The 11892-nt window shown below is 39.0% G+C and carries 9 protein-coding genes; 6 read left to right on the top strand and 3 right to left on the bottom strand.

All coding sequences use genetic code 11. From position 1 onward, the window contains the following. Positions 1 to 714 precede the first annotated feature (714 nt). Positions 715 to 1200, top strand: a complete 486-nt coding sequence (locus tag J8L70_RS10020; protein ID WP_211055435.1) for a hypothetical protein — start codon at positions 715 to 717, stop codon at positions 1198 to 1200. On the opposite strand, the gene J8L70_RS10025 is transcribed toward J8L70_RS10020, so the two are convergent. Continuing rightward, positions 1197 to 2396 carry an anhydro-N-acetylmuramic acid kinase gene (locus J8L70_RS10025; RefSeq protein ID WP_211055436.1) on the bottom strand — a complete coding sequence of 400 codons (1200 nt, stop codon included), beginning with the start codon at positions 2394 to 2396 and terminating at the stop codon, positions 1197 to 1199. The genes J8L70_RS10020 and J8L70_RS10025 overlap by 4 nt on opposite strands. A gap of 221 nt (positions 2397 to 2617) precedes the next feature. Here J8L70_RS10025 and J8L70_RS10030 point away from each other — a divergent pair, with 221 nt between their 5' ends. From J8L70_RS10030 to J8L70_RS10040, 3 genes are all read left to right on the top strand, one after another. After that, positions 2618 to 3646: an NADP-dependent oxidoreductase gene (locus J8L70_RS10030; RefSeq protein ID WP_211055437.1), complete on the top strand. Its 1029-nt coding sequence runs from the start codon at positions 2618 to 2620 to the stop codon at positions 3644 to 3646. A 57-nt stretch (positions 3647 to 3703) separates the two neighbouring features. Then, complete coding sequence (locus J8L70_RS10035) at positions 3704 to 4321, top strand: glutathione S-transferase (protein WP_211055438.1); 618 nt, start codon at positions 3704 to 3706, stop codon at positions 4319 to 4321. A gap of 184 nt (positions 4322 to 4505) precedes the next feature. Continuing rightward, positions 4506 to 6128 (top strand): methyl-accepting chemotaxis protein, encoded by a 1623-nt coding sequence (locus J8L70_RS10040; RefSeq protein ID WP_211055439.1) that lies wholly within the window; start codon positions 4506 to 4508, stop codon positions 6126 to 6128. Positions 6129 to 6186: 58 nt separating this feature from the next. On the opposite strand, the gene J8L70_RS10045 is transcribed toward J8L70_RS10040, so the two are convergent. Both J8L70_RS10045 and J8L70_RS10050 read right to left on the bottom strand, forming a co-directional pair. Continuing rightward, positions 6187 to 6495: a YkgJ family cysteine cluster protein gene (locus tag J8L70_RS10045; RefSeq protein ID WP_211055440.1), complete on the bottom strand. Its 309-nt coding sequence runs from the start codon at positions 6493 to 6495 to the stop codon at positions 6187 to 6189. A 124-nt stretch (positions 6496 to 6619) separates the two neighbouring features. Then, a complete protein-coding gene (locus J8L70_RS10050) occupies positions 6620 to 8548 on the bottom strand; it encodes a RecQ family ATP-dependent DNA helicase (protein ID WP_211055441.1) in 1929 nt (642 codons plus the stop codon). Positions 8549 to 8765: 217 nt separating this feature from the next. Between J8L70_RS10050 and J8L70_RS10055 the strand changes: the two genes are divergently transcribed. Further along, positions 8766 to 10070 (top strand): NAD(P)/FAD-dependent oxidoreductase, encoded by a 1305-nt coding sequence (locus tag J8L70_RS10055; RefSeq protein WP_211055442.1) that lies wholly within the window; start codon positions 8766 to 8768, stop codon positions 10068 to 10070. Between the two features lie 220 nt (positions 10071 to 10290). Next, on the top strand, positions 10291 to 11889 hold the full coding sequence (locus J8L70_RS10060; protein WP_211055443.1) for an ABC-F family ATPase: 1599 nt from the start codon (positions 10291 to 10293) through the stop codon (positions 11887 to 11889). Positions 11890 to 11892 lie beyond the last annotated feature (3 nt).

Consider the following 11892-nt stretch of genomic DNA (forward strand, 5'->3'; position numbering starts at 1 on the left):
TAAAATACAGTTAACACCAAATTAAGCGGCGAAATACCGCTCTTGTATTTTGTCCATCTTCAATTTTTTTGTTATGCTCCTTACCCTCGTACATTCTTATAAACATAGTAACAGCCAGTCGAAACAGCCAATGAACACAGAAGCAAAAACAACCAAAATTCAAAAGGTCCTTGATCATAATATAACCCATACATAGTAGAAAAACCTATTGCCACAATACTTAAGGACAACAGATTCAACTTTTTCAATTTGATTAAAATTAATGCGGCCGGCAAACCAATAATAAGAGCAAACACGTATGCTCCGATCAAGCTTGCAAAAATGTAAAACCCTACTAATGATAGATAGTCAGAGTTATTTGATGAAAAGATGTAATCTAAAAATAATGCGACGATAACTGCTGGCACAACGAACATTGGACCTAAGGCGAGAGACCATCCTAGTTTTTTCAATATCAACCTCAAGTCTCCAATGGAATATAACCATTTATTGAACACCATTTTGGTGGTTTATAACACACCATAACGGCGTATATTACATCCCCTAATAATTTCACCAATAATTACCTTTTAAATAAATAATTAGAATAGGCTGATTAAAAAGGTGATGTAATTTAAATCACCACCTGTTACAGCAGTCATAATTTTGCAATATAAATGTCGTATTATTGCACTTCGATAAACAAACAGCCCACAAGTAAGACTAAGTAAACGTATGAGCACACCTTTAGCACAGCTAGCATTTACCCTACAATCACCTGTAGATCATTTATCTGCGGCTATGCAACATACCTTAGAATATGAAAAGCTGACAATAAACGCTAATAGCTTACACAGTGTTACGTTGCAGTGCTTATTACCTGATGATGCACACGAAGGTGACGCAATTTCGCTAAGTGCGACACAAGTTAATGTACGTGGTAGTCACTACTTTAGTGAAAAAAAGCTAACCCAGGCACATTTAGATACTGGCTATGTAAATTTACAACTCAATAAAATTTCAACCAGTCAGTGTTTTGTTATGCAAATGATGTTGCATGGCAAACACGCAACACTAAAAAACAGCATACAATTTGATATTCATATAAACGCTTATCAGCAAGGCTATAAACAAACGCAAGTTAAGCCCAGTAATACAAAAAAGCAAAGCGTAAAACATTACTTTTCTAGTATGAGCTCTACCTTTTTATCGTTATTTTAATCGGGAAAGCTCACTTTACCCATGGTAATACCGGCAATACCTTGTGTGTGATTACTTAAACTTTGTTGCTCTGCTGCTAGGCATTCGTTAGCTAAAATAGCAAATAAAACCGCTTCTTTAGCGTCGGGGTTAATCCCTAAATCGTCCGTATTTTTAAATGCTTTAATACTCGGACAAAGCTCCTTTAACTGCGCCATTAGTAATGGATTATGAATTCCCCCGCCACTGGCATACACCACACTATTATTTTGCGCACATTCATTTATTGCGTTGGCAATAACACGCGCAGTAAACGTATTTAAGGTGGCTAACACATCTTCATGATTTAAATTAAGCGTATTTGATTTTTGCTGAGCGCGCTGTAAATACGCCAAATTAAATACCTCAGGGCCAGTGGTTTTAGGCATTGATAAATTAAAAAAGGCGTTATTACATAATGCCTTTAATAAATCAGCATTCACCTTTCCAGATTTAGCAATATTTGCGTTGTCGTCATAATGTAAAGGCGAAAAATACTGCTGTACGTAGGCATCCATTATGGTATTACCTGGGCCAATATCGCTGCTGAATACATCCCGCATAGCACCACTTTTTGGTAAAAAAGTGAGGTTAGCGATTCCGCCCATATTTAATAAAATACGGGTTTCGTCTGCACTTGAAAAATACAAGTAGTCGCCATACACCGCAAGTGGTGCACCTTCTGCGCCGGCAGCTATATGTTTTTGTCTAAAATCACCAATGGTCGTAATACCGGTTGTCACCGCTATTTGGTCACTATCGCCTATTTGCAATGTCCCATTATCAAAATCGGGGTGATTATGCTGTGTTTTAGGGCAGTGATAAATCGTTTGTCCATGGCTGGCTATAACATCAATATCGCTTGCATTAACCTTCCATGTTTGCAGGCACTTACTAACCATTGTGCCGTGTAACTTTCCTACCCACGGGTGCAATAAGGTAACAAGCTCTAAATCGCACTCGCGTTTTGCAAATACCTGTTTAATTTTATTTTTGTAATCTTGGTCGTACTCTACGGTCGTAAAGTGTAAAACGTTAATTTGGGTATTAGTCCCTGCCCCCGTAACTTTACATAAGGCAACATCTAAACCATCTAACGACGTGCCACTCATTAAGCCTATTATTAACCGGCTAGATTTACGCGCGCTAATGTAAAGTTTTTCAATATGTGGGTGCATAGCGATTCCTAATAAATTAAGTGCATTAGTTTAAAGCACTTTAAATTAAAGTAATAGCTTCATTAATAAACACTTTTTATATTTACTTTAATTGTATGGCTTGAATTATAGGCCAACAGCCCTAAGTTCGTTTAGTACGGTTATTTTATTGCTCAGTTGCGTATTTGTTTACTGTTTTGAAGTTTCACTGAGCAACTTACTTTTAAATTTGGAGGCCCTTTATGTCTATTACGTCACGTCAACTTACGTTAGCTTCGCGTCCGCATGGGATTGCGAGCGATGAAAACTTTTCTTTAAAAACGACACAACTTCCAAGCCTTAAAGAGGGCGAAATATTACTGCGTACTATTTATTTATCGCTCGACCCATATATGCGTGGGCGCATGAACGATGCTAAATCGTACGCTGTTCCAGTGAACATTGGCGATGTGATGGTCGGTGCTACGGTGTGCCAAGTCGAGGAATCAAACAATAGCGAATTTTCTACAGGAGATTGGGTACTAGCCTATACCGGTTGGCAAGATTACGCTATTTCAAATGGTGAAGGTTTAACCCCATTAGGGAAAAACCCAACACATCCTTCGTACGCATTGGGGATATTAGGTATGCCCGGCTTTACCGCTTATATGGGTTTACTTGATATTGGTAAACCACAAGCAGGCGAAACCGTGGTCGTTGCCGCAGCAACTGGCCCTGTAGGTGCAACAGTTGGCCAAATCGCAAAACTAAAAGGGTGCAAGGTGGTAGGGATTGCTGGTGGACAAGAAAAATGTAGTTATGCTGTCAAAAACCTAGGTTTTGATGCATGTATTGATCACAAAGCCGATGACTTTGAAGCCCAATTAGGACATGCCTGTGATAAAGGCATCGACGTGTATTACGAAAATGTTGGCGGTAAAGTATTTGATGCAGTACTGCCGTTACTTAATACCGCCGCACGGGTACCATTGTGTGGGTTAGTCTCACAATATAATGCGACCGAGCTGCCACAAGGCCCCGACAGAATGGGCATGCTAATGGGGCAGTTATTAACTAAACGAATTAAGATGCAAGGTTTTATTATTTTTGACGATTACGCGCATCGTTACGATGAGTTTGCCACCGAAATGCAAAGCTGGCTTTCGCAAGGAAAAATCCAGTACCGCGAGCACATGGTAGAAGGCATTGAAAATACTCTCAGTGCGTTTAACGATATGTTATGTGGTAAAAGCTTTGGTAAAACCGTCGTGAAAATTAACAATCCACTTTAAAATTAATGGGCTTATAAACTAGGTACACACCCTGTTTATAAGCTCAATAGGACACCCATGATAAAACTACACCATTTAAATAAATCACGTTCTAAACGTATTATTTGGCTTTTAGAAGAGTTAGACCTTGACTACGAAATTGTTGCATACCAACGTAATAAAGACACTTTTTTAGCACCTGATGAGCTAAAACAAGTTCACCCGCTAGGTAAGTCGCCAGTTATTGAAGACAATGGCTTAGTGATTGCCGAATCAGGCGCCATTACCGATTACTTAATTACGCAATATGGTAATGGAAAATTTGCACCAAAGTCAGGAACTGCCGAGTATATAGATTACCAACAGTGGCTACACTTTGCCGAAAGTTCAGCAATTTTACCTTTATTGCTTAAAATGTTTGTTGCAAAAGATGGCGCTAAAACTCAGTTTTTAGAAGGGTATGCCGATGCCGAAGCGGCTAAAATAATGAGTTACTTTAATAGCCGCCTTGAAGGTAAACGCTATTTAGTAAACGACACCCTCACCGGTGCCGATATTATGATGTCGTTTATTGTCGAAATTATTAAAAATGCTGGTCAGCTAGCGCATTTTAGTCATATAGCAAAATATGACGAACAACTGCAAAGTCATGAAAAATATCACACCGCCGATGAATTAGAAGCTAAGTACGATTAATAAAAAGAGGCTAATATAGCCTCTTCCCCCTTAAAGCTGTTTACATTTCATATTTATTTACGTTTATTTTGTTAATAAAATAACGATTTGAGGCAACATTGTTGTTATTTTTAAATAGATAATAAGGCATAATAAAACAATTAAATTATAATGAAGATTCATTACTCCTTATTTGGACAATAGCATGACAATAAATATGCGTTTAGCATCGGGCTTTGGGGTTATTTTAGCCATGATGTTAGTATTAACGATTATCGGTATTTCGCGCGTTAGCGTAATTAATAGCAATATTACTCATATGACCGATGTAAACTCAGTAAAGCAACGTTACGCTATTAACTTTCGAGGCAGTGTTCACGACCGCGCTATTGCAATAAGAGACGTGATATTAGTTAACAATAACAGTAAATTAAATACCGTTATTCGTGAAATTAATGAACTTGATGCTTTTTATCAAACCTCAAGTACTAAAATGAGTAGCTTAACTGGTAATATGTCGTCGCAAGAGCGTTCAATACTTAATAACATAAACCAAATTGAGCAAAAAACGCAGCCTTTAATCACTGCAATTATTAATGCGAAAAAATCAGGTAATGTTGAGCAAGCCTCAGCCATATTACTTGACGATGCGCGCTCTGCTTTTGTAGATTGGCTAGGTGCAATTAATCAATTTATAAACTTACAAGAACAAGCAAACCAAAGCACAACCGCCGAAACCCTTGAGATTTCAAGCTCATTCACTTTATGGATGATTTTACTCACCACACTTGCTGTTGTTATTGGGTTAACGGTTGCGTACTTTATTAGCTCGCAAATTAAACGCTCTGTAGGTGGCGAACCACACGAAGCTGCAGAATCGATTGCTTATATAGCACAAGGTAATTTAACCACCGAAATAGACTCATGTTGTTCAAATAGTATGATGGCATCTGTGCAAATTATGCAAAACGAACTTAAAACAATTGTACACAGTATTATCACCTCTTCTGATGAGCTCTCGATACATTCGGCAAGTGTTGCCTCAGGATCGCAACAAGCTTTAAAAGCCGCAGATACTCAAGTCGCTTACACTAACTCTGCCGTGAGCAGTTTAGCGCAAATGAGTGACAGTATTCACTCGGTAGCCGACTCAGTACGACAAACCGAAGATAACTCTAAAGTTACCGCTGAGCTTTCACAGCAAGGTAGCAGTGCAGTGCAAAAAGTGGCGGCCGAAATAGAGAAAATATCGGTGACAGTTAAAGCCACGGTAACGCAGGTAAACCTATTACAAGAACAATCCAAACACATTGGAGATATTTTAGGGGTTATTCGTAGTATTTCTGACCAAACTAACTTACTCGCCCTTAATGCAGCCATTGAGGCCGCACGAGCGGGTGAATCGGGCCGAGGGTTTGCGGTTGTTGCCGACGAAGTTAGACAACTTGCACAGCGTACCGGCGATGCTACCGGCGATATTGAAACCATGATATTACAAGTACAAGAAAATACCCAAGCGTCTGTCACAGCAATGGAAACCACCGTCCCGCAAGTAGAAAATGGCCTAACCTTAACCAATGAAGCCAATCAACTACTTAACGATATTCAACAACAAGCGAATGACTCACTTAATAAGGTATTAGAAATTGTAGATGCAACTTCGCATCAGGTTGCAACGGTATCGAAAATAAGTGAAGGCGTAGAAGAAATTGCCAATATGTCGCAAGAAACCAGTCAATCACTTAATAACAATGCTCAAGAAGCGATTGCACTTGCGAAGCTTTCGGATACTTTAAAACAATACATAAATTACTTTAAAGTAAGTTAATTTATTACTTTTTAGGTGTTATTAAAGGCTTTAATAACACCTAATATTTAATGGTTTTTTATATACCGGCGATCTCTCTCTCGGTGATACACTCATTCGAAGCCATTTCAAATTCACGGCACGTCAACGGTCGGTTTTCGTAAATACTACACATTAGCGTGTTTCTATCAAGCGCCATGCACCAGCCATCATCCGCTCGTTTCATCACTTCACTGCCCCATTTATCGTAGTCGATATATTGAAAAGGCACTCCCGTGTCGGTAATTATACGCACTTCTAATTGGCAACAACACGCTTGGCAATTACTACAACTAACTTCGTTGCTATTGCTTGATAGTGTGGTGGTAGGAATAACATTTTCAGACATAATAACTTACTTTTTTAATAAGCCTCTAGGGCTTAATTACTATTAGGGACAAAATAGGTGCAACTTTTAGATGCACATAGGTTTTAATTTACGCATAAATTTCGCCTAGCATACCCAAGTTAAGTTAACGTGCGAGTAATTTCGCTTTTATTTCACTGTATCGTAGCTGCTCACACAGTGCAAAGCCGCTTAATTGACGCACTTTATTTCGTGTAAATAATGGCACACTCATGCCGGCTAAAAAGCGACATTGGGTTTCAATGCCCACATTATTAATCCCTTTGTTAGCCATATGCGCTAAAAATTCATCAACCTTTTGGTAAATCTGCTTATCCTCAATTTGTATAGGGTCTACCGAGTATTGTAATTTAACATGTTGATTTCGGCACACACTACAATGCCCGCATTGCTGTGGCGCATTATTATCATCAAAATAGCGTGCTAAGTTATAGCTTAAGCATGTTTGCAGCTCAAAAAAGCGCACTAATGCCGCAATGCGTTTAATTTCGGCCTGTTCTTTATCGCAAAAATAAGCATGTAGTTGCTGGGCAAGCGCGGGGTTATTAATAATCTCATTATTTACTTTATAAACCTGTGTAATACGCTTTGTTTCTAGGGTGATTAAGTTTTTTTCGGCTAAATAGTCAAGTGCCGCAACAACACGTTTGCGATCAACTTGTGCTGCATGTGTGAGGGTATCGAAATTAAGTGTACCCCATATTTTTTTAAAATCGGTATGGCTAAATATTTGTGTTAAAAATGCTTGGCGTTGCGAATCAAACTGCTCAAGCAACGTGTGTTTATCTACTAAAAATTTGTATTTAAAATCGGCGTAATAGGCATATTGTGCTGTAATTGCACCTTGTATTTCTAGCTGCACTAACAGTGTTTTGAGTGCGAGTTGACGAATATTGCTTTCGCTTGAAAGGCTATACTCTTGCATTTCCCACTGCTGTGGTTGCGATTTAATATCGTTAATAACGTATTCAATACCGCTCAGCTCTGGGGTATCGCCATAAACAAAGTTTTCAACCGTATTTAAGCCATCTAAATTCGCTAAAGTATAACAATGTGATAAGTTTCCATCGCGCCCTGCTCGGCCAATTTCTTGGCTGTAGTTTTCTATTGATTTAGGTAAATCATAGTGAATAACAAAGCGAATATCCGACTTATCAACACCCATACCAAAGGCAATAGTTGCCACCACGACATTAATTTTGCCCGCCATAAAGTCATCTTGAATCTGCCAGCGCAGAGTATCTTCAAGCCCAGCATGATAAGCAACAGCATGTATGCCTTGTGCGCTTAGCATACTAGCGACTTGTTCAGCACTTTGTTGTAGCGTGACATAAACAATACCCGGGCCACTTTGCGCACGCACAATGTTAGTCAGTTCATGGTTTTTATCACTCGTTTTTACGCTTAGTACACTTAAATCGAGATTAGGGCGATAAAAACCCGTTTGCACTATGCACTGAGGTGCAATGTTAAAACGCTCGCTCATATCGCGTTTTACTTTTTTGGTGGCCGTTGCGGTAAGTAATAATACTAAAGGGATATTTAATTCATCGCGATAGCGCGGTAATTTTAAATAGTCGGGCCTAAAATTATGGCCCCACTCAGATATACAGTGTGCCTCGTCTATCACCAGCATAGAAATAGCCACTTGGCTGATAAACTCTCTAAAGCGTTCGTTTTTAAAACGCTCTACCGACACCATTAATACTTTAACTTTTCCATGTCGTACATCGTTCATCACGGTACTACTTTGCATTTGATCTTGGCTTGAATCTAAGCTGGCAGCATAAATACCTTTGCTGTTTAAAAAGCTAATTTGATCTTTCATCAGGGCCAATAAAGGCGACACCACCAAGGTTAAATTTGGTAAATGTAATGCCGTTAATTGATAACACAGTGATTTACCAGAGCCGGTAGGAAAAATGGCTAATGACGACTCCCCATTTAACAGTTGCTCTATTGTTTGTTGCTGGCCTTGACGAAATTCGCTAAAACCAAAATGGTGTTCAAGTGATTGTAAAAGTGATATGTTCATAAAATTCCCTTTAAGCATTTTTAGCAAAATAACAAAACAGCAAGGCAAATGAAAAATTTGCATCTACTATAACGTATTTATTGCTGACACTCCCTTAATTAAAGCGCAAAATAGCGATATATAAAATGACTAGCTAATATTGTTTTATATACCCAAATGAGTTCAAAAAAATAATAATTAGATCATTTGGGTATATTAATTTTTAAAGGCAACCGTTATGAGTATCACGACTCCAAAAATCGTCATTATTGGTGGAGGAGCTGGCGGATTAGAGCTAGCAACCCAATTAGGACACAAACTGGGGAAAAAAAACCGCGCAGACATATTATTAATTGATAAAAACCGGACTCATATTTGGAAGCCTCTCCTACACGAAGTAGCAACAGGCTCTATCGACCCCGATTTAGACGGGGTTGTGTATTCGGCTCATGCAGCTAAACATCATTATAACTTTCAGCTAGGCACCTTTTCTAATCTAGATCAAAATAATAAAACCATTACTTTATCTGCATTAAGCGACGAGCTTGGTCATAACATTTTACCTGAGCGCACTGTACGCTACGATTATTTGGTGCTTGGGATTGGCAGTGTCAGTAACGATTTTAATACTCCAGGTATTAAAGACCACTGTTATTTACTTGATTCAACGCAACAAGCAGAACGTTTTCAACATGCTTTACTCGACAGTTTTACCCGCTTACACCAAGACGATAATCAACAACAAGCTCTCGATATTGCAATTGTTGGTGGTGGTGCAACCGGCGTAGAGCTTTCTGCAGAGTTATACCATGTGTCGGAGTTATTAAAGTTATATGGTTTAACGAATATGTCTTCTAAGCGTTTGCATATTCATTTAATAGAAGCAGGACCACGCATACTTCCCGCCTTACCAGAACGCATTGCTCAAAGTGCTAAACGCGAGCTACTTAATTTAGGCGTAAATGTACTTGAAAACACCCAAGTAAAAGAAGGGACAAGTAAAGGCTTTATAACAAAAGACGACGAATTAATAAACGCCGATATAATGGTTTGGGCAGCCGGCGTTAAGGCCCCTGACTTTATAAAAGATTTAGGTATTTTTGAGCTAACGCGTAGTAACCAAATACAGGTAAACCAATTTTTACAAAGTAGCGTCAATGACGATATTTTTGTTATTGGCGATTGCTGTGCGTTTACCCAAGAAGATGGCAAGTTAGTCCCCCCTCGGGCACAATCAGCTCATCAAATGGCGCAATGTGTAGAAAAAAACCTAATCGCAACATTAAAACAGCAACCATTAGCTAAGTTTGAATATAACGATCACGGCTCATTAGTAAACTTATCTCGATACAGTACAGTAGGTAGTTTAATGGGTAATTTAACCAGTAATAGCTTTTTTATTGAAGGTAAAATAGCGCGGTTTATGTATATTTCGCTGTATCGCATGCATCAACGAGCCATACATGGAAGTGCAAAAACCTTTGCGCTATGGATAAGCGAAAAAGTACTGCGTGTAGTACGCCCTAAAATGAAACTTCATTAAAATATAATTAACGCAGCGCGTTTTTATAATTCGTTGCGTTAATCACAAGCTTTGCCAGGGCAGTTTTATTCGTTTTAACATATTATTTTAACCAAGCTCAGCTTTACCTTGTGCCATGTACTAGGCACCTGTATAATTTGCCACCTCTTTTACCCCCTATTGTTTAAGCTTATGGTCATAATCCTAAGCTCTTTCAGTATTATTGTTAGGATTACCTTTTTTGATCTCCACCGCAAATATCACCATGCAATTTGGCGCAGAGCCGCTGTTTGAAAACATTTCAGCTAAATTTGGTAACGGTAACCGTTACGGTTTAATTGGCGCAAACGGCTGTGGTAAGTCGACTTTTATGAAGATTTTAAGCGGAGCCTTAGTTCCTAGTGCGGGTAATGTATCTATCACGCCAGGATTAAAAGTAGGTAACCTAAGCCAAGATCAATTTGCATTTGAACAATATAGCGTTGTTGATGCTGTGATCATGGGTGATGTTGAGCTGTGGAAAGTAAAACAAGAACGTGACCGTATTTATTCTTTACCCGAAATGAGCGAAGAAGACGGTATGAAAGTCGCCGATCTTGAAAGCATCTTTGCCGAAATGGATGGCTACACGGCAGAAAGCCGTGCTGAAGAAATTTTGCTCGAAGCGGGTATCGATAAAGAGTTTCATTATGGCTTAATGGCAAACGTAGCACCCGGTTGGAAATTACGTGTGTTACTTGCGCAAGCATTATTTGCTAACCCAGATATATTACTACTCGATGAGCCAACCAATAACCTTGATATACACACTATTTCGTGGCTTGCAGGCGAATTAAATAAACGTAAATGCACCATGATTATTATTTCGCACGATCGTCACTTCTTAAACTCTGTGTGTACTCACATGGCCGACATTGATTACGGTGAACTACGTATTTACCCAGGTAACTACGAAAAGTTTTTAGAAGCGGCAGGTTTGCAACGCGAACAACTATTAGCCGAAAATGCAAAGAAGAGTGCCGAAATTGATGAGCTACAAGACTTTGTGAATCGCTTTGGTGCAAATGCTTCTAAGGCTAAACAAGCCAGTTCTCGTGCTAAAAAAATGGATAAAATTAAACTCGATGAAGTTAAAGCATCGAGTAGAATGAGCCCATCGTTATCGTTTGACGAAGGTAAAAAAATGTATCGTCAGGCGCTTGAAGTAAGTAAGTTAAGCCATGGGTTTGATGGTGAAACCTTATTCTCTAACGGCGAATTTTTACTAGAGGCCGGTGCAAAACTTGCTGTAATTGGTGAAAATGGGGTAGGTAAAACCACCTTCTTACGTTGTTTAGTCAACGAGCTTAAAAGTAACGAAGGTGAAATTAAGTGGTCTGAAAACGCAAGTTTTGGTTACTGCCCGCAAGACAGTACAAAAGATTTTGACAACGACTTAACCTTATTTGATTGGATGTCGCAATGGCGCACCGCTAAACATAACGACTTAATGGTACGTGGTATGTTGGGGCGTTTACTGTTTACAGCCGATGATTCAAATAAAAAAGCCCGCAACTGCTCGGGTGGTGAAAAAAACCGTTTGTTATTTGGTAAGTTAATGATGCAAGACGTAAACGTACTTGTTATGGACGAACCAACCAACCACATGGATATGGAAGCAATTGAAGCATTAAATAATGCATTAAAAGAGTTTGCTGGCACACTTATATTTGTAAGCCATGACCGCGAATTCGTTTCATCGTTAGCGACGCGTATTATCGATATAAAAGATAAGCAAGTGGTCGACTTTCAAGGCACTTTTGATGAGTACCTTGCTAGTTGCGAAGAAAACAAAGTATAAATA

Origin of the sequence: Pseudoalteromonas sp. MMG010 (assembly GCF_018100905.1) — a bacterium.
GTDB lineage: Bacteria > Pseudomonadota > Gammaproteobacteria > Enterobacterales > Alteromonadaceae > Pseudoalteromonas.

Coding starts and splice junctions, on each gene's coding strand:
- J8L70_RS10025 (WP_211055436.1), bottom strand. CDS start 2,396: ATGCACCCACATATTGAAAAACTTTACATTAGCGCGCGTAAATCTAGC.
- J8L70_RS10055 (WP_211055442.1), top strand. CDS start 8,766: ATGAGTATCACGACTCCAAAAATCGTCATTATTGGTGGAGGAGCTGGC.
- J8L70_RS10030 (WP_211055437.1), top strand. CDS start 2,618: ATGTCTATTACGTCACGTCAACTTACGTTAGCTTCGCGTCCGCATGGG.
- J8L70_RS10045 (WP_211055440.1), bottom strand. CDS start 6,495: ATGTCTGAAAATGTTATTCCTACCACCACACTATCAAGCAATAGCAAC.
- J8L70_RS10040 (WP_211055439.1), top strand. CDS start 4,506: ATGACAATAAATATGCGTTTAGCATCGGGCTTTGGGGTTATTTTAGCC.
- J8L70_RS10020 (WP_211055435.1), top strand. CDS start 715: ATGAGCACACCTTTAGCACAGCTAGCATTTACCCTACAATCACCTGTA.
- J8L70_RS10050 (WP_211055441.1), bottom strand. CDS start 8,548: ATGAACATATCACTTTTACAATCACTTGAACACCATTTTGGTTTTAGC.
- J8L70_RS10035 (WP_211055438.1), top strand. CDS start 3,704: ATGATAAAACTACACCATTTAAATAAATCACGTTCTAAACGTATTATT.